Source organism: Streptomyces sp. UF-297 (assembly GCF_058245575.1).
The window spans coordinates 1-17,398 of record NZ_JBSIBZ010000047.1; the positions used below are offsets into that span (position 1 = coordinate 1).

Annotated in this window: 15 protein-coding genes and 2 pseudogenes; 8 read left to right on the forward strand and 9 right to left on the reverse strand. The window is 68.7% G+C overall.

Annotated features, from left to right (window positions below; all coding sequences use genetic code 11):
- A pseudogene (locus AC4IJH_RS24650) lies at positions 1-383 on the forward strand (hypothetical protein); the annotation flags it as partial.
- A 195-nt stretch (positions 384-578) separates the two neighbouring features.
- Positions 579-1,052 carry a hypothetical protein gene (locus AC4IJH_RS24655; RefSeq protein ID WP_490854020.1) on the forward strand — a complete coding sequence of 158 codons (474 nt, stop codon included), beginning with the start codon at positions 579-581 and terminating at the stop codon, positions 1,050-1,052.
- On the opposite strand, the gene kilB is transcribed toward AC4IJH_RS24655, so the two are convergent.
- Entirely contained in the window at positions 982-1,461 is a 480-nt protein-coding gene (gene kilB / locus AC4IJH_RS24660; protein ID WP_490854079.1) for a plasmid transfer protein KilB, read from the reverse strand. The genes AC4IJH_RS24655 and kilB overlap by 71 nt on opposite strands.
- A gap of 263 nt (positions 1,462-1,724) precedes the next feature.
- Here kilB and AC4IJH_RS24665 point away from each other — a divergent pair.
- The 3 genes and pseudogenes from AC4IJH_RS24665 to AC4IJH_RS24675 form a co-directional block, all read left to right on the forward strand.
- A pseudogene (locus tag AC4IJH_RS24665) lies at positions 1,725-2,309 on the forward strand (protein kinase family protein); the annotation flags it as partial.
- Between the two features lie 49 nt (positions 2,310-2,358).
- Positions 2,359-2,790, forward strand: coding sequence for a DUF6221 family protein (locus AC4IJH_RS24670; protein WP_490854021.1), 432 nt, complete (start codon positions 2,359-2,361; stop codon positions 2,788-2,790).
- Between the two features lie 328 nt (positions 2,791-3,118).
- Positions 3,119-3,430, forward strand: a complete 312-nt coding sequence (locus tag AC4IJH_RS24675) for a cupin domain-containing protein (protein WP_490854022.1) — start codon at positions 3,119-3,121, stop codon at positions 3,428-3,430.
- 40 nt (positions 3,431-3,470) lie between these two features.
- Here the strand turns inward: AC4IJH_RS24675 and AC4IJH_RS24680 are convergent, their stop codons facing one another.
- From AC4IJH_RS24680 to AC4IJH_RS24695, 4 genes are all read right to left on the reverse strand, one after another.
- Entirely contained in the window at positions 3,471-3,860 is a 390-nt protein-coding gene (locus AC4IJH_RS24680) for a C40 family peptidase (RefSeq protein ID WP_490854023.1), read from the reverse strand.
- Positions 3,861-4,998: 1,138 nt separating this feature from the next.
- Positions 4,999-6,072, reverse strand: a complete 1,074-nt coding sequence (locus AC4IJH_RS24685; RefSeq protein WP_490854024.1) for a phage tail sheath family protein — start codon at positions 6,070-6,072, stop codon at positions 4,999-5,001.
- 538 nt (positions 6,073-6,610) lie between these two features.
- On the reverse strand, positions 6,611-7,867 hold the full coding sequence (locus AC4IJH_RS24690; protein ID WP_490854025.1) for an FAD-binding oxidoreductase: 1,257 nt from the start codon (positions 7,865-7,867) through the stop codon (positions 6,611-6,613).
- A 100-nt stretch (positions 7,868-7,967) separates the two neighbouring features.
- Positions 7,968-9,224, reverse strand: coding sequence for an FAD-binding oxidoreductase (locus tag AC4IJH_RS24695; RefSeq protein WP_490854026.1), 1,257 nt, complete (start codon positions 9,222-9,224; stop codon positions 7,968-7,970).
- Between the two features lie 811 nt (positions 9,225-10,035).
- On the opposite strand from AC4IJH_RS24695, the gene AC4IJH_RS24700 reads away from it, so the two are divergent.
- The 3 genes from AC4IJH_RS24700 (at position 10,036) to AC4IJH_RS24710 (ending at position 12,218) form a co-directional block, all read left to right on the forward strand.
- Entirely contained in the window at positions 10,036-10,371 is a 336-nt protein-coding gene (locus AC4IJH_RS24700) for a DUF6585 family protein (RefSeq protein WP_490854027.1), read from the forward strand.
- A 196-nt stretch (positions 10,372-10,567) separates the two neighbouring features.
- Positions 10,568-11,419 (forward strand): alpha/beta fold hydrolase, encoded by an 852-nt coding sequence (locus tag AC4IJH_RS24705; protein WP_490854028.1) that lies wholly within the window; start codon positions 10,568-10,570, stop codon positions 11,417-11,419.
- A 400-nt stretch (positions 11,420-11,819) separates the two neighbouring features.
- On the forward strand, positions 11,820-12,218 hold the full coding sequence (locus AC4IJH_RS24710; RefSeq protein ID WP_490854029.1) for a hypothetical protein: 399 nt from the start codon (positions 11,820-11,822) through the stop codon (positions 12,216-12,218).
- 196 nt (positions 12,219-12,414) lie between these two features.
- Here AC4IJH_RS24710 and AC4IJH_RS24715 read toward each other — a convergent pair whose 3' ends face one another.
- The 4 genes from AC4IJH_RS24715 to AC4IJH_RS24730 all read right to left on the reverse strand — a co-directional run bounded on the left by AC4IJH_RS24715 (position 12,415) and on the right by AC4IJH_RS24730 (position 17,344).
- A complete protein-coding gene (locus tag AC4IJH_RS24715) occupies positions 12,415-14,493 on the reverse strand; it encodes an iron ABC transporter permease (RefSeq protein ID WP_490854030.1) in 2,079 nt (692 codons plus the stop codon).
- A 4-nt stretch (positions 14,494-14,497) separates the two neighbouring features.
- Positions 14,498-15,478, reverse strand: a complete 981-nt coding sequence (locus AC4IJH_RS24720; protein ID WP_490854031.1) for an iron-siderophore ABC transporter substrate-binding protein — start codon at positions 15,476-15,478, stop codon at positions 14,498-14,500.
- Positions 15,475-16,335, reverse strand: a complete 861-nt coding sequence (locus tag AC4IJH_RS24725) for an ABC transporter ATP-binding protein (RefSeq protein ID WP_490854032.1) — start codon at positions 16,333-16,335, stop codon at positions 15,475-15,477. Before AC4IJH_RS24725 ends, AC4IJH_RS24720 begins: the two co-directional genes overlap by 4 nt.
- Positions 16,336-16,399: 64 nt before the next feature.
- Entirely contained in the window at positions 16,400-17,344 is a 945-nt protein-coding gene (locus tag AC4IJH_RS24730; RefSeq protein ID WP_490854033.1) for a helix-turn-helix domain-containing protein, read from the reverse strand.
- Between the last annotated feature and the right edge of the window lie 54 nt (positions 17,345-17,398).

Here is a 17,398-nt window from a genome sequence, read left to right on the forward strand (position 1 = left end):
CCCCCCACCCCGGACTCTCCGCCCACCTGTCGCTGACGATCCGCGACATCTCCCTCCAGGACCTGCGAACGGCCCTGGAACAGCAGTTGACCGAAGGGCTGGACCTCCCAGCACGCCCACTGGGCGAGACCGCGATCGCCGACGCCTGCGCCACACTGCTCAGCCATGTCCGCGCAAAGCTCGACACCATCGCCCCAGAGAACCTCCGGCTCGCCGCACGAGCCGCACAGACACGGCAACCGGCCGCGCCGACGCAGACGGAGACACTCGTCGAATCGGCCCGGAACTGGCAGTCCAGCGGTCCCGGCACCAGGCGCGCCGGGCTGGCCTCCCTCAGCGGCACATGGCGCAGACTGCGCGACGCGGCACGCACCGAGCACTGACGCACTGGCTGCTTCACCTTCGGAGGCTCCGGCCCAAATTGCGTGGAACCGTCGCTCTCCATCGCAGTATCGCCTCGGACAGGCGCTCAGTCGGTGAGATCACCGGTTGCGGACGGTCCACCTGGTGCGCCGTGGTCGGCGAGGCGCAGGAGCTTGGGGCCGGCATGTCAGAAGCGGCCAGTAGCCTCAGGCACCATGGGCATTCGAATCGATGTAGCGGTGAGCTACCCGATCAACGATGAGGTGGAGAGGGTGCTCGGGTTAGCCGAGGCGGTCGGCGAGCCCGTCACTGTCACCTTCACGTGGGAGGGCGGTGAAGAGTCGGAACGCGTGGTGCTGGTGCCTGCGGCCACGCTGGCATGCTGGGAGCACTGGGCCCCCGCCGCCTACCCGACGAGTGGCGCTGGGGAGGAGAACCAGGCTGTGGTGGAGGAGCCGGAACTGGCTCACCCAACGGAATTCGGCGCGTTCACACTCTTTCGCCGTCGCGTAGGAGGGCGCACAGCGGTTGCTCGCAACGGCGTGGTGGTCGCCGAGCTACTGGCCCCCGACGAGGCGCACTGGCTCCAGGAAAGGGCCCGCGGTATCAGCCAAGGCTTTATGGACCCGAAGCAGAAGGCGGCGTTCGAGGAGTTCCTTGCCCGGCAGGCATCCCTCGATGATCAGTGATGCGCCGACTCATGCTTCGTGGCTTTGCAAGGGGCCTTCGGGCTCCGGTCCGGTTCGTTGGGTGTGGTGACACTCGCTCACGCCAACAGGACATGTTCGTGACGGCAGGCGCCTGCTGTTCAACGCACCAGCGGCGAAGCCCGGGATACGAATGCCTCGATGGCAAGCCTCGCCTGGGTGTCCCTCGCGTCCCGCCCGGGTCGTCCAGCTTGCGGTACCAGCGGGCCGCCTGCCCCTGACGGTAGTCCTCCACCGCTGCGGCGAACTCACCGTACGTGGCTGTGCGCTCCTGCCGAAGCGCCTCGGACCGCGCGAACAGCTCACTTCGCCTGGACGTAAGGCGCTGGAAAACATGCGTGATCACGGAACCCAGCAGCGTGCCCGCAACCGCTACGACACTTGTCCACATCGCTTCCACAGCACCAGCCGACCACACGAATGCCGCGGCTCAGTAGACCCTGCGAAGCGTTCGGGAGCCACTCGCGGGACTGCTCCCTGATCAACTCCTTTGCCAACTGATGTCGTTGAATCACTGCGGCAGCCGTCAGGGTCCCTCGAACGGGTCATCACCCTCGGCGTGAAAGGGTGGCAGCAGTTCCTGCCCGGGTGCTTGTTGAAGTGGCTGCACGAGGGGCGGGTGCCCGGCTGGAGGCATAGGTGAAGAGCCCTGACATGTCCCGCGGTGCTCGACTGGCCGCCCACGGTGCCGTATCCACCTCGCTGTCGCTGTGCAGCGATCGCAAACTGCACGAACTCGTGAACGCCGCCACACCGATCGGTTCCGGCATCGGCGGGAACACCGTACTGCTGGACGTCGACGGAACCTCGGTCTTCGTCAAGCAGATTCGCCTGACCGATCTGGAACGACTACCGGAGAACGTTCACTCCACGGCGAATCTGTTCGGACTGCCGGTCTTGTGCCACTACGGCGTCGGCAGTATCGGCAGCCCGGGGTTCGGAGCCTGGCGCGAGCTGGCCGTGCACACCATGACGACGAACTGGGTGATCGCGGGAGACTACGAGGGATGCCCGCTGATGTACCACTGGCGGGTGCTATCAGACTCTGGCCAGCCGCTTCCCGAGGAACTGGCCGATGTGGAACGAGCTGTCGCCTACTGGGGAGGCAGGTCGGGAGTACGCCGCCGCATCGAGGCTCTCCAGCACTCCTCGGCGAGCATCATGCTGTTTCTGGAGTACATCCCGCACAACCTGCACGACTGGCTGGGCGTCCAGATCGGGGCCGGTGACGAGGCGGCCTGGACGTACCACCGTGGGCGAACGCCCGGATGACGACTGAGGTGCAGAAGTGACCGCTGGCTTGGTGGAGTTCCTACGCGCCCGCCTCGACGAGGACGAGCAGGTCGCCCGCCGCTGCGACGGCGACGCGTGCGGCCGGTGGACGACCGATGGCACGACGGTCGACTTCTGCCAGTCCGAGATGGAAGGCTTCCACACCGCCTACGCCGCGCACATCGTCCGCCATGATCCGGCCCGCGTACTCGCCGAGGTCGAAGCCAAGCGGCAGATCATCGATCTGTACGCCGCCGCGCTGGAGGCTCACGCGGACACCCGAGCCCAGAAGCGGGCAGTCCTCGACAAGGACCCTGACGGATTCGGGAAACTCCATCGCCGCGCGAGCGAACTGATCGGGGCCGCCGAGACGCTGGCCCCGGTGGCACGACTCCTCGCCCTGCCCTACGCCGGCCACCCCGAATACCGTGCCGAATGGCGGCCGTAAACCGAACCGGTCCTGGCCCGCCACCAGATCCCATCCCGTAGCAGACCTCCTGCCGATCTCTCGGCGGCCGCCCCGTCTTCGGTATCGGCGGCAACAGCGGCTCAAGCCCGCGCCCAGTGGTCGTCCGCAGATCTCCACGCGTCGCACCGAGACCGCCAGCGCTTCACACAGCCCCTACCGGACCGCGCAGGCGAAGAGGTTTTACCGAACGGTCGGCCCGCGGTGCGCCACCGTGTCGTAACGTCACGGCATCCCTTGATCACGACTGCGGGCGCCTCCGGCGGCTCATGCGGCCCTCCGGCCAGGCCAGCTCGCCAGGAGGCATGCCATGAACGCCATCCACATACCGAACACGGCCGCGGAACTGCCCGACGCCTGGAGCTCGCTCCTGCTCTGCCAGGTCGGGCACACCGGGGTGAAGGTGCTGCGGATGGACGGACGCGTCGTGGAACCGGAATCCCATGAGACAGCGGAGGCGTTGCTGGTCGTGGACGGAACGCTGCATCTGGTGGCCGACAGCACCGAGGTCGACGTGCGCGCAGGAGAGATGTACGTCGTCGAGGCGGGAGTGGAGCATGCCGTGCGCCCGGGCAGCACAGGCACGCTCGTCATCATCGAGCAGGTGTCAGACGCGACGTAGGACGCGCCTGCCCCGTACTCGTACCGCAGCTCTCATGCGCTCAAGGGACCCTGTGGTACTGGACGTTGCGGGTCCACAGGCGTTCACGCTTGACGCGCTCACCGGGCCGTGGCGCATGCCAGATGCTCCCCCGGCCGGCATAAAGGCCGACATGGGTGACGGTGCCACCCCTACGGAAGAACACCAGGTCGCCCGAAGTGCGCTGACGGACCGTCAAGGGGCGGGTGGCGGCGTACTGCGCCGCCGCGGTGCGCGGCAGACGCTTGCCCGCCTTGCGGTAGGCGTACAACGTCAGCCCCGAGCAGTCGAAGGAACCCGGGCCGGTGCCGCCCCAGCGGTACGGCGCGCCCTCGACCGCGCGAGCGGCCTTGAGGGCCACCATCCTGGCGGTCGCCGCTGACGCCTCCGGGGCCGGCACGGGCGGCAGCACGCCCGAAAGGACAACGGCGGTCAGTGCGCTGACCGTTCCCGCGCGCAGGAGGAGCAGGCACCGGTCCGGGCGGTGGCCTCCCGGAGGAGGCGGGCAGGCGAAGCTGCCGCCGCCGGACACGGCCGGGCGCACGGGTGAGGTACGGACTGCGGGCAGCTCGGGCCGGCAGGTGTTCCTGGGGCCCGTAGCGCCCGGGACGGCACGGCACCGCGAGCGTGCGCCCGGCTGCGAGGCCCTCGCCGGAGCGGAACGGGTGTGCAGGGTGTGTGGGACCGGCGCAGCGGCGTGGTTGTTCCCGGCCGGGGCGTGCTGCTGGTCGGTGGCACCCCTGCGGGCGGGGCGCCGGCACCATGTCGCGGCGCGGCGGCGCAGCGCGCGGACCGTGGTCGAGGACGGGTGGTGCTCAGCGGCACAGTGCGGGCATCGTGTGACAGGCACAGGCATCGCGTCTTTCCGTTCCGTCGTGGTACGGACCCATCGGGGCAGTCCCGGAACACAGCCGTACGGCATGGTGAGCACAGCGTGTCGCTCCCGTGGCACCGGGCGCCCCGGAGACAGACCACCACGCGTTCCGGTCGCGGAGACAGAGCGCGCGGCAGCACACTCCCCCGCCCGGCGTGCCGCACCCGGCCCGCTCTGCACCCGAACGGCCACCAGTCTGCCCGACGCCCCCACGCTCCGGTTTTCCGTGCGCCGGCATGCCCCTGGCGGCGCTGGCGCGGGATGTGGCGGGCGCGGAGGAGGCCCGCGGCCGCGCGCGTACGCCCGGGACACGCCACCCGCACGGCGCCCTCCACCGCGGAAGTTCCAGTGATCGCCATCGCACGGTCCATCCCGCCACGAAGTAGGCAGGCCTTCTGTACGAACGGCTCGCCGGGGTGCCCCCGTGCGCGTACACGTCCTGGTGGGGGGGCCACTGGTGCCCGGACTTGAGTGAGACGCCCGCCGTGTCCGGCGTCTCGAAGAAGACCGGGCAACCGCCTATGGCGTGCGCCGGGCGCCGCTTTGCCACGGGCGGCCGGCGTCGAGGCTCACCCCTTCCAAGAAGAGCCGTTGGCGTGCATGAGGCCGCTCACCTCATGCGGCCGCGAGCCGGGCGGCCGGCCGGAGCATTCCACCACCCGGCTCGCGGGAGTCATCAGCCCTGAACGAGCGTGATGGTGTGCTCCTGGATGAGGAACTCGGCGGGATGCACGGGCGCGATGCCGGTCTTGACGATGAGCCTGCCATCCGCGATGTCCTGCTCGGTCATGGTGACGCCCTTCCCGGCCTGGACGAAGTAGCCCTCTTCCGGCTTCGTGCCCTGGAGTGCGCCCTGCCGCCACAGGTGGTGCAGGTAGGTGCCGATGGCGGCGCGCGCCTTCTCCCAGGTGGGCTGGGTGTTGGGCTCGAAGACGACGCTCTGCAGTCCGGTGGAGATGTCCCGGGCGAGGGTGTCGGCCAGGCGCCGGACGGGGATGTAGCGCCAGTCGGTGCTCTGCGCGGCCGCGAGGGTACGTGCCCCCCACACCAGCGGGTCGCGGCCGAAAAGGACGCGCAGGAAGTTCAGTGATGGATTGTCACTCTGCTCCTGGGCGCTCACCGTATGCTCCAGGCCCGTCACCCCGGCCAGGGCGACGTTCGCCGGGGCCTTCCACACGCCCCGCTCCCGGTCCGTGCGGGCCCAGACACCGGCAATGATCCCCGACGGCGGCACCACCACCTCCTCGCCACCGGAACCCTGGCGTATCCACGGGTGGTAGAGCGCCGCATAGGGGCGCACCTCTGCCTCCAGGTCCCAGCCGTCGACGGCCGCGCTCGCCTGCGCGGGCGTATGCGCGCGATCGGCGTGCAGGATCGCCATCGCCCGGTGCGCGGCCGCGTAGCCGGTCAGACCGCGGGCCCACTCGCCCGCCTGCTTCTCGCCCTTGTCCCACAGGCCCGGGGCAACAAGGATGGTGATGTCGGAGAACTTCGCCACCGCCGCGAGCGTCTCCTCCAGCGAGCGTCCGGCGGTGTTGGCCAGGTAGCACCGGCCACCGCCGTTGGCGAAGTAGCCGCGCAGCACCGCCGCGAACGACGACGCATTGAGCGCGTCACCGAGGCCGGTGAACTCCTGCCAGCCCGCCAAGGGCGTCACCGAGTCCACCGCGTCGCCGAAGTCCCCCAGGAACACCGGCACAGCCGTCTCTCCGCTGGCTATGGACATTCCCGGTTTGAGTGTCTCCTCCACGTAGACTCCCGGGCGCGCACTCTCAGGCATGACCTGCTCCCCTATTCGCTGGGCGCCGTCCCGGCCAGGCCGCACGGCGCTGATGATCAGCCCGGACCGTATCCACTCAGCACACCCCGGAACCCCCACCGGCACGCCCCGGCCACCGCACGCCTGAACACGACGCAAAGTCGCCCGTCGCACCCCAGGACGTACCGTCATGACCAGCTCCTTTCGATTCCCTGCCCTCCGCGCCGGGACCCGTTGATCACGACGTCGGACAGGCCCCGGGAACCGGCAGGACCAGCCATCAGCCAGCGCCACACCGGAGCACGCACGACCGCCACGGAGACCGTGGTCATGCCCGGACTTATCCGGAGCGCTGGGCAGTTGCCCAAAGATCTCTGAGATTGCCCGGACTTCGCAGAGAACAGACACGGGTCACGTCGAGCAGCGCCACGCATGGGAGATGAGAGCAGGTGTCGGCGACATGGGCGGCAACGTACGTCTTGCTCCCGCCGGGCACGATCCGGCGGGAGCAAGGGACTCGATGCCGGGATTACGGATGAACTCCGCCGAATGCCCGCCGGTTGAAGTGGGTCAGTGCGTGCTGGTTGCGCAGCTCCTCGAGCCGCTGCAGGGCGGGCGCGCCGTAGAACGTTTTCAGGAGCTGTGCATCGAATTCGTGGGCGCCGTAGAGATACGGTCGGCCTCCGGCAGCTGCGCACGTCTCCAGGAGCTGTCGCTGCACGCGTTTCGTCTCGGAAATCGCACGGCTATCCGTCCTGTCCGCCGAGGCGAACACGCCGATTCCATATTGGATGGGCGCGTCCAATACAGGTGCGAAGACGAATGGGGTAGCGGGCTGAGGGCGACGGACCACCAGGAAATACAGGCTGACCAGGGTATCGGCCAGCGGAGACTCGCGTATCAGATCTTCCAGCGTGGCCGCGAATCTTTGGAGCCCGCTTTCGTCAAGGACGTAGTCGGCCCACATGTTGGCGTGGGATTCTCCTTGGATTAGGGGCGAGAGGTGCTGACTGACTTCTTGATGCAGCTGTAGTGAGTAGTCGGGGACGGGCTGCACCTGTCCCGGGGTTTCAGGCTCGGCGGCGTCAGCTGCCAGGGTTATTTGCGAGTACCAGGAAGTCCGGTCGTACATGCCGAAGTATCCGTGCGCCCCTGGCTCCCGGGCGACGCTCGGCATGTATGTCACGAGGTCGGAAAGGCCGCTGTGCTGGATCCGGGAAACATGGCTGGTGGCCTGGTGGGGAATCGTTCGCAGTACCACGTTCTTGATGAACCCCACCTGACCTACACCGCCGAGGGCGAACCGGAACAGCTCGGAGTTCTCGCGGCCGGAACACCGGAGCGTACGTCCCGTTCCATCGACGATCTCGATCTCATGCACCTGATCGATTTGAAGACCGAACCGAATCGATCCGAGACCGAATCCCCCGATGGAAAGTGTGCCCCCTACCGTGAGATTGAGATAGGTGGGAAGAACCGGGTTGGCGCGTCCAAATCGATTCAGCCACCTCTCCAACTCAAGCCACGTGATTCCACTCGGAACCTCGACCAGGTACTCTTCTCCCGTGAATCGCGGAGTAACGCCGTCACGCAAGTTGTCCAGTACGGTTCCGTGGGTGAGCGTTTGCGTATTGCATGATCGGCCTGCGCCGCGCACGGCCATTTCTTGCCCTGAGCCGGCCGCCCGTCTCATGATTTCTGCGATGGTCCCGCACTCACCTTCCCGGACTATCTTTTCGGGAGAAATGAAGCAGGATCGCCCGAAGTCACTGCTGAAGTCTTGCATCGTGTGACACCTTCCGTGATCCTTCTGCGTTCCGAATAGGTTGTTCTCTGCCGATGCCGGGATGTTCGGTGGGGATCCCGGGCGGAACTTCGCGTTGCCACTACGGCCTGAATTCCCCGAACGCTCGCCTGCTGAAGTGAGTCAGCGCGTGCTGCCTGCGCAGCTCCTCAAGGCGCTGCAATGCCTCGGCACCGTAGAAGCGTTTCAGCAGGTCTGCATCGAAGTCATGGGTGCCGTAGAGATACGGGCGGCCCTTGGCTTCCGCGCAAGCCTCCAGGAGTTCGCGCAGTACTCGCTTCGTCTTGGAGATCCCGCGAGAATCAGCTGTGTCGGCTGCCGCGAATATGCCGATCAGGTACTGGACGGGTGCGTCCACCACCGGCGCGAGGACAAAGTGGGTGGCTTGCGGAGGGCGTCGGATCACCAGGAAGTACAGGGCGACCAGAGTGTCGGACAGCGGGTACTCGTCGATCCGTTCTTCCACTGCCCTTGTGAACCTGTGGAATCCGGCCTCGTCGAAGATGTGGTCCACCCACATGTTGGCGTAGGAGTCCCCCTCTAGCAGGTGATGGAGGTGTTTCTCCGTTTCGCGGTGGCTGTACAGAATGTAATCGGGAACCAGCTGCACCTGTGCTGGATCCGCAGGCTCAGGGGCATCGGCAGTGAATGATACGTACGAATACCAAGAGGCCCGTTCGTACATGCCGAAATAGCTGGCTATCCCTGGATCCTGCGCGCCGTTCATCATGAACTCTGTAAGGTCGGAAAGACCGGTGTGCTGGATCCTGGATGCACGAGTGACGGGCTGGTACGGAACCGTACGCAGCACCACTTTCTTGATGAACCCCACCTGCCCCAGTCCGCCGAGGGCATATCGGAACAGCTCGGAGTTCTCCCGGTCGGAGCAGCGGAAAGAGCGTCCCGTGCCATCGATGAGTTCGATTTCATGCACCTGATCGCTTTGAATTCCGGACCGGACGGACGCCAGCCCGAAGCCTCCGATCGAAAGATTTCCTCCCACCGTGATATTGAGGTAGCTGGGGAGAACGGGGTTGGCGCGACCGTGCCGGTTCAACCATTTTTCCAGCTCAAGCCATGTCATACCGCTCGGCACTTCCACAAGGTGTTCTTCCCCTATGAATCGTGGTGTGCCGTCGGGACGGTAGTTGTCGAGTACGATCCCAGGGGAGAGCGTCTGGGTGTTGCACGAGCGACCAGCTCCACGAACAGCCATCTCCTGGCCCGCCGCGGCGGCCTGTCTCATGATGTGCTCAATAGTCCCGTCCTCGCCCACCCGAACCACCCTCTCCGGAGGAACGACGGAAGTTCTCCCGAAGTCTCTGCTGAATTTGTTCACGTGGATTCACCTTTTCTGCGTCATCAGTTTTCCGGGATTCTGATAGCCGACGGGCGGGGAAGCGATGCCCGCCACGTACACCCCTCACCTTCACCAGCACCACCTCCATGCCGAACGCGACGGTCAATTCCCCGCAGGCGGAGGGGCTTTGGCCGTATCGGTCCCGACCGACGAGCGCATGAAGAATGCGACGGCGATCCGGCGGCAGTGCCGGCCAGGCCAAGCCCCGGCGCCCAATCGGCGCCACCGGCTTCGGCTTCGCGGACTCCAGCGGCGCCCTCTCCCCCGGTGCGGCCTTCGCGTGCCCGGCTTGTTCAGCGGCGCCGTCCGGAACCAGTGCCTCACCGACCCGCCAGCGGGCAATCACCCACTCCTGCCACTCCCGCCCGGCTTGCCTACCGCCGGCCTCTTCCCGCAGTTCGTCCGCCCGGCGAGGCGCGACGCGCTCGTACTGTCCCAGCAGTCCAACGGCCGACGGCATTCATGGCCTCCCCAGGAGCGACGGCGTGATGCGCCATCACTTCCACCCGCATGCCGCCCCTATCCCTGAACAGCAAGCAGTCCTCAAGCTCGGAAAAACAACAGCTGCTTGGGCCGCCGACAGGCTGGGGGCGGTGTCGCGTACTCCACTCGACGCCAATCCGGCGGAACACGGCGCACGGCAATTCGGTGTCGGCGTCGGACCGGACCGGTCAGCTGCCATCCCGTCGTCGTCCCCTCCCCCGTCGTTGATCGGGAACCGCAGACTCTTCGCGGATCATGTGGTCGAAGTTGATCGCCGGAATCGATCACTCATCACGGGGGCACAGAGATGGACGAGCAGATACCCGGACCGGACGGCCGGGTGACGGCGCTTGCGGAGCGGGAGCGGCTGGGCCGCCGGCGGATGGTGGCCGCGAACAGAAATAACCGCTTCCGCACGGGTTGGGGCGAGACGCTGGCGTTCGGCCGCATCTCCCTCGACCGGAACGGCGTGTCGTTCAAGCGGAAGACCGCCAGCTGGGCGGAGATCGGTGAGGCCAACATCGTGAACGCCTCGGTATGGTTCAACAACTCCAGAGGACGCAGCCTCCTGCCCGACGTCAGCGTCTCCCAAGTCCCCAACCTCTACCTCCTCCTGGCCCTGGCGGACCGGCTGCGGGGCTGACGCCCGGCGACTCTCATCGCCCGGCTGTTCCCGCGTCTCCCCCGCACGCCGGAGGAGCGAAACGGAGCATTGAGAACTCCGCCCCTGGAACGGCACATTCCGGGTGGTGCGGATGATCTTTCCTTGCATAAGGTGACCGGCGGGCAGCGGGCCGCCCGCCTGCCGACACCACGGGGGACAGAAAGTGAGCCAACACATGCAACCCACGTTCGTACTCGTCCACGGGGCCTTCGCGAACTCCTTCTCCTTCGCCCCGCTCCAGGCCGAACTCGGCCTCCTCGGGCACCGCTCGGTAGCCGTCGACCTGCCGGGGCACGGGTTCGGGGCGACGTACACGCGGGCCTACCAGGCACCGCAGGACCCCGCGGGCCTGGCTTCCGCGCCGGGTTCGATAAAGGGCGTAACCCTCGCGGACAACGTCGCGCACCTGATCGGGGTCCTGCAGCGGGCCAAGCAGAACGGTCCGGTGATCCTCCTCGCGCACAGCCGGGGCGGCATCACCGTCACCGCGGCGGCCAACGCGCGCCCCGACCTGATCGACCGCGTCGTCTACGTCTCCGCCTGGTGCCCGGTCACGCTGGACGCCAACGACTACTACGCCGAGCCGGAGATGGCCACGGTCGACGTGTCCTCCCTGGGCCTGGCGGCGGCCGGCAACCCGGCCGAACTCGGCCTGCTCCGGGTCAACTTCCGCACGGCGAACCAGGACGCCCTCGCCGCGCTCAAGTCGGCCTTCATCGCCGACGCCACCGACGAGGAGTTCCTGACCTTCCTCAACACCTTCCAGCCGGACGAGAACCTGGACGTGGGCACCTCCGCCGACCGGGCACAGGCCGCCACCTGGGGGACCATCCCGAAGACCTTCGTGCGGCTGGCCGACGACGCGAGCATGCCGCTCGCGATGCAGAACCGGCTGATCCGCGAGGGCGACGCGCTCACCCCGGACAACCCCTACGACGTCCGCGACCTCCCGGGCAGCCACCTGAAGTGGCTGGTCGACCCGGCGCCGACGGCCCGGGTCCTGGGCGAACTCGCCACGCTCGTGTAGCGAGGGGACACAATCAAAGGGCCCGCACCCCGTCGCAGGGGTGCGGGCCCTTTGGCCGTACGGGGGGGGCTCGGTGCCGCCGCGCCCGATGCGGCTGCTGTACGGCACGCCAGCCGAACAGGCGGGGACGTGCCCTGCGAGGCCGCGTTGTCGGAAGGGGAAGGGGTGTCCTCCGTACATGGGATGTGCAGAGTTCCTGGACGACGCAGGAGTGTGACTGCGGGTGCAAGCAGCGGGCATCGTGGACAAACACTCCTGACTCGCCCTCGAGGGGACGGCCCCTGCCGTTCAGCGGACGTCCTGACCGTCTACGGACGGTGCAGGATGCCCCGCGTGAGTGCGATCCGTGATGCCCGGGGAGGGGGAATGCGGCCCTTCGGGCCCTCGCTAGCATCGGCACATGGCTCGCAAGGATAAGAAGGCGCGGCGTCTGGTGGTCGATGGGGAGATGTTCTTCTGGTCGCTGAGCCACGCTCATCGTGCGCTGGGCGACGGTAGGTACGAGGAGTGTCGCGAGACGCTCGTCGTCCGTCGGTCCGGAGCGCGGGGCTGTCTGCGCATCGTCTTTCGGGAGGGTTCCGGCAGGCTTGTCCCTGATGGATATCTCATGCCGTCCGGGGCGGTCGGTACAGCCCTCGGCAGAACCGTGAACCTCCATGAGCCGGGTACGGTCAGGGCTTTCCTTGACGCAGCTGTGGACCGGGGCTGGCAGGCCGTTGGTCCGGGGGTCGAGGAGATTGACGGCTGGAGCGTTTTCGAGCAAGTGGTTACGCATCGCGGTGCAGTGTCGGCTGGTTGAGCTGCCGCTGCTGGATCTTGCACCGCCAGGGGCCGGCTGTTTCGTGCCCGAGGAGCTGTGCGGTGATTCGCGTGGCTGCTTGTTCTGGTCGTCTTGTTCTGGTCGTCCGCTCTGCTGGTCAGAGGTCGCTCGGGTGCAACTGGCTCTGTCGGATTCGGTGGTTGCCGGCGGGCGTGACAACGGTACCGCTGCGTGCTCAGACGGTGTTCTGGCGGCGGCTGCGTATGAGGAGGTGGAGGAAGTACGGGGTGCCGATTGCGGCTGTCATGAGGCCGGCGCCGAGTTGGGCCGGGGCGATGACGGTGCGGCCCAGTAGGTCGGCGGTGCATACGAGGATGGCGCCGAGGAGTACGGCGACCGGTACCACGCGGGCGTGTTGGCGGCCCACGAGGGCGCGGGCCGCGTGCGGAGCCACGAGGCCGACGAAGCCGATCGTGCCGGCGGCGGCCACGGCGGTGGCGCTCAGCAGGACGCTGAGGGCGAGGAAGGCCAGGCGGCCGCGGCCCAGGTTCAGCCCGAGGAGTCTTGGGGTGTCCTCGTCGAGCGATACCAGGTCGAGTTCGGTGCGCCGTGCGACGGCGACGGCGGTGCCGACGGTGAGGACGGCTGCGAGGGGCAGCACGTCGGGCAGGGACCGTCCGTAGGTGGAGCCCGCGAGCCAGGTGAGGGCCTTCGTCGCGTTGAACGGGTCGGTGAGGATGATGAGCAGGCTGATCAGAGCGGATGCCCCGGTGGCGACGCCGAATCCGACGAGGACGAGCCGGTTCTGCTGGAACCCGCCCCGCGCGGCCAGTCCGAAGACCAGGACCGAGCTGAGTGCGGCGCCCGCGAACGCCCCGGCGGCCACGCTCCACGTTCCGGCCAGGGGCACCGTCGTCACCAGGAGGACGGCGCCCACTGCGGCACCGTTGGAGACGCCCAGGACACCCGGTTCGGCGAGCGGGTTGCGGGTCACGGCCTGGATGAGGGTCCCGGCCAGGGCGAGCGCCGCGCCCGCGAGCAGGGCGGCGAGGACGCGGGGCAGGCGGGTGTCGAGTACGAAGGCAACGGTCTGACCGGCCCGCCCCTGCGCCCAGTTCATCACGTCGCCCAGCAGCAGCTTGCTGTCCCCCAGCAGTACGGCGGCGATCGTCACGCCGACAAGTACGGCTGCCAGGACGGCCGTTGTGGTGAGGAAGGCGGCCCGGCTGCGGATGCGCAGCCGGTCGGCGGGGACGGCTGCGGTCGTGTCCCGTACCCGTGCGGCCATGACGATCAGGAAGGCGGCGCCGACGAGGCTGGTGACGACACCGGTCGGCACGGCGACCGCCACGTCCGCCGGCACGACGGCGCGCAGCAGCACGTCGGAGCCGAGTACCAGTGCCGCGCCGGTGAGGCCTGCCATCGGCAGGCTGGCGCGCGAGCGGGTGAAGGGGCGGAACCGGCGGGCCAGGACCCGTACGAGGGCGGGTGCGCACAGACCGACGAAGCCGACGGGGCCGGCGAGGGTGACGGCGGCGGTGGAGAGGAGGGCGGCGAGCACGACGGCGGTGACGCGCGTGGCGCGGACGGGGACGCCGACTCCGCGGGCGGCGTCGTCGCCGAGTGCCAGGGCGTCGACCCTGCGGGCGAGCAGCAGCAGACCGAGGAGGCCGATGAGGCCGATCGGTGCGATCTGCAGTACGCCGTCGAAGCCGTTCTGCGCGATGCTGCCCTGATTCCACTTGTAGAGGCCCTCGGTCTGCTGGGGGAACAGCAGGAGCAGGCCCTCGGTGACGGCGGTGAGGCCGAGGGTGAGGGCGCTGCCGGCGAGGACGAGGCGGACCGTTCCGGCGCCCAGGCCGGACAGGGCGAGGACGACGGCCCCTGCCGCGAGGCCGCCGATCAGCGCGATGCCGGAGGAGGCCAGCAGCGGGAGCGAGATGCCGGTGGCGGCGGCCAGGCCGAGGGCGAGGTAGGAGCCCGCGTTGACGGCGAGGGTGTCGGGCGAGGCCAGGACGTTGCGGCTGACGGCCTGCAGGGCGGCGCCCGCCATGCCGAGTACGGCGCCGACGAGCAGTCCCGCGGTCATCCTCGGCAGCCGGGAGGCGATGACGACGGAGGCGTCGGCCGGGTCGGCCCGGCCGGTGAGCGCCTTCCACACCTCCGGGGCGCCGACCGCGGCCGTGCCTTGCGTGATGTCGACGACCGCGAGGGCGGTGAGGAGGAGGACCAGTGCGGCCGTCACCGCGGCCGCGCCCGTCCGGGTCGCGGCGGTTGACGGTCGGGTGGCGGGGGCGGTTGCGGTGACGGCCATGGTGTTACTTCGTCAGGGCGGCGACGGCGGAGTCGACGTACTGGTTCATCGACTTGGGGCCGCCGAACATCCAGATGCCGTCGGGCAGCCGGTGGATGTTGCCCTTCTTCACGAACGGCAGGGACGTCCACACCTTGTCCTTGGCCAGGACACCGGTGAACGGGGTGCTGGTCTTGTCGCCGTCGCTGCCGATGTAGGCGAACTGCACGTCGTCGCCCAGCTTGGTGAGGCCCTCGACATCGGTGGCGCCCAGGCCGTAGTCCTTGTCGCCCTTGGCCGTCCAGGCGTTCTTCAGGCCGAGCTTCTCGTTGACCGCGCCGATGAGGGAGCCGCTGGTGTAGGGCCTGATGGAGACCTGGTTGGAGACGAGGTAGCCGTCGGCGAAGGCGTACTGGGCGCCGGCGTGGCCGGCGTCGGCGAGCTTCTTCTTGCCTTCGGTGAGCTTGGCCTCGAAGTCCTGCTTGAGCTTCTCGGACTGCTGCGTGGTGCCGGTGGCCTTGGCGATGAGGTCGAGGTTCTTGGTCATCTGCCCGATGGGGTCGGCGGCGTCCGCGGCGCGGACCGTCAGGACCGGGGCGACCTTGCGCAGCTGCTTGACGGCGGCGGCGGGCAGATCGGTGGTGGCGATGACGAGATCGGGCTTGAGGGAGGCGATGGTGTCCGTGCTCGGTTCGCCGCGCGTGCCGATGTCCTTGGGGTCGTTCTTCAGCGGGGCGGCGGTGTCCCAGGTCTTGTAGCCCTTGACGTCGGCGACGCCGGCCGGGTCGACGCCCAGCGACACCAGGCTCTCCACGACGTTCCACTCGGTGCCGACGACCTTTTTGGCGGGCCCGTTCAGCTGTACCTTCGCCCCCGAGGCGTCGGTGAGGGTGAGGGATTCGGCGCCCTTCTTCGCGTCGTCCGCGGCGGGCTCGGTGGTGCCGCAGGCGGCCAGGGTGAGGGCCGCGGCGGTGGCGGCCGCCGCGGTGAACAGGAGGCGCTTCATGAGGTGCTGCTGAGCCTTTCGCTTCGCGAGTGGTGCCGGCCGATGGCGCGGGTGCGCAGCCGGCCGGTGCCGGGGTCGGTGTCGACGTCGATGCGGATGCCGTAGGTGTCGGTCAGCCGCTGCGGCGTCAGTACGTCTTCGGGGGTGCCGTCCGCGATGACGCGTCCCGCATCGAGCAGGACGATCCGGTCGGCCACCGCTGCGGCCTGGTCGAGGTCGTGCAGGACGGCGCCGACGGAGATTCCGTGGTCGTCCGCCAGGTCCCGTATGAGGTCGAGGAGTTCGACCTGGTAGCGCAGGTCGAGGTAGGTCGTCGGCTCGTCGAGCAGGAGCACGCCCGTTTCCTGGGCGAGGCAGCCGGCGAGCCAGACGCGTTGGAGCTGTCCGCCGGACAGGTGCTCGGCCCCGCGTTCGGCGAGCTCCGCGACGCCCGTCATGGCGAGCGCGCGGTCCACCGCGGCCCGGCCGCCCGGGTCGGCCTTGCCCCAGCGGCTGCGGTAGGGGTAGCGGCCGAATTCGACGACGTCCCGTACGGTCAGCCCGCTGGGGGTGGGGCGCCCTTGTGTGAGCAGGGCGATGCGGCGCGAGAACTCCCGCGGGCTCAGGGCGAGGCCGTCGGTGTCGCCGTCGATGACGAGCGTGGCGGTCCTGGGCGGCTGCAGCCGTGCGAGCGTGCGCAGCAGTGTCGATTTCCCGCTGCCGTTCGGGCCCACCAGGACCGTCACGTGGCCTGGTCGCAGCGTCATCGAGGCGTCGTGGACGACGTCGACGCCTTCGTATGCCACGGTGATACCCGTGGCCGACAGTTCATGACCCTGGGGGCGCGTGGCCGCGGCGGTCTCTTCACCAACATGCACGCCAGTGAGGTTAGCCTAACCTTAGTGATGGGTGGTGCGGGGGTCCACGTCACCCCGAGCCGTCCTATCTGCCGGGGCTCGCCTCGGCAGAACTCTCAAGGCTGACGGAGCGTTCAAGGGAGTCGGTCAGCCACAGGTGGGACAGGCCGGGTGTGACCGGATTGCCGCCGGCCTCGGATACGAGCCGCCAGTAGCGGCGCATCCGCGGGTCGCGGTCGGCGGCCACGTGGGCCAGCAGCCGGCCCCGGAACCGCGGGTTGTCGCTGTCGCCGCGTACCGAGGCGTGTGCCGCGACGAACCGGTCGAGTTCGGGTCCCGCGCGGGGCGGCTCGCCCGCCTGCACCATGGGCCCGGCCAGTGCGCACGCCTCGCTGATGCCGTACATCAACTCGGCCTCGTCGGAGACCAGTTCGGCGTTGGCCCGCGCCATCTCCAGCAGGATGCGTGTCAGCGCCCGGTCACCGGCCAGGACGAACAGCTCGGCGAAGGCGACCACCTGCGCCGGGGTCGGGTCGGCGGGCGGCTCGGGCACGGCCGCGGTCATGAACGCGGTGCACAGCGCCTCGGACACCGGCACGGCCATCGTGCGCCTCCAGAAGTCCAGGAGCGCCTCGCGGACGGCGCCCCCGTTCGCCACGGCGGCCAGCAGCTCCAGCCTGGCGGCCCGGTCGGCCGGCCCGGCGGCCTCGACCGCATACAGCGAGGCCCTGCGCCAGGCCAGGTCCGCGAGCTGTACGTCCAGTGCGGCCCGCTCGGTCGCGACGGCCTCGGCCACGGAGCGTTCCCCGGCGAGCACCTGCCTGATGGAGGGCAGCCCGAACCCGAGCCCGCGCAGCCGCCTGACCAGGACGAGCCGCTCCACCGCCGCCCGCTCGAACCTGCGGTGCCCACCCGTACTGCGCACCGAGTCGACGAGGCCTTCGTCGCAGTAGAAGCGAATGGTCCGCACCGGCACGCCACTCAGGCGCGACAGGTCGCCGATCCCGAACGTCTCGCCGAGAAAGGGCACTTGAACCTCCACTGGACTGGAGTTCCTACCGTACCGACGTCACCCCCTGAGAGG

What these genes read in the sequence shown, in the direction of transcription:
- AC4IJH_RS24655 (WP_490854020.1), top strand. Translation starts at nt 579, where the DNA reads ATGGGCATTCGAATCGATGTAGCGGTGAGCTACCCGATCAACGATGAG.
- kilB (WP_490854079.1), bottom strand. Translation starts at nt 1,461, where the DNA reads ATGTGGACAAGTGTCGTAGCGGTTGCGGGCACGCTGCTGGGTTCCGTG.
- AC4IJH_RS24675 (WP_490854022.1), top strand. Translation starts at nt 3,119, where the DNA reads ATGAACGCCATCCACATACCGAACACGGCCGCGGAACTGCCCGACGCC.
- AC4IJH_RS24690 (WP_490854025.1), bottom strand. Translation starts at nt 7,867, where the DNA reads ATGCAAGACTTCAGCAGTGACTTCGGGCGATCCTGCTTCATTTCTCCC.
- AC4IJH_RS24700 (WP_490854027.1), top strand. Translation starts at nt 10,036, where the DNA reads ATGGACGAGCAGATACCCGGACCGGACGGCCGGGTGACGGCGCTTGCG.
- AC4IJH_RS24705 (WP_490854028.1), top strand. Translation starts at nt 10,568, where the DNA reads ATGCAACCCACGTTCGTACTCGTCCACGGGGCCTTCGCGAACTCCTTC.
- AC4IJH_RS24710 (WP_490854029.1), top strand. Translation starts at nt 11,820, where the DNA reads ATGGCTCGCAAGGATAAGAAGGCGCGGCGTCTGGTGGTCGATGGGGAG.
- AC4IJH_RS24715 (WP_490854030.1), bottom strand. Translation starts at nt 14,493, where the DNA reads ATGGCCGTCACCGCAACCGCCCCCGCCACCCGACCGTCAACCGCCGCG.
- AC4IJH_RS24720 (WP_490854031.1), bottom strand. Translation starts at nt 15,478, where the DNA reads ATGAAGCGCCTCCTGTTCACCGCGGCGGCCGCCACCGCCGCGGCCCTC.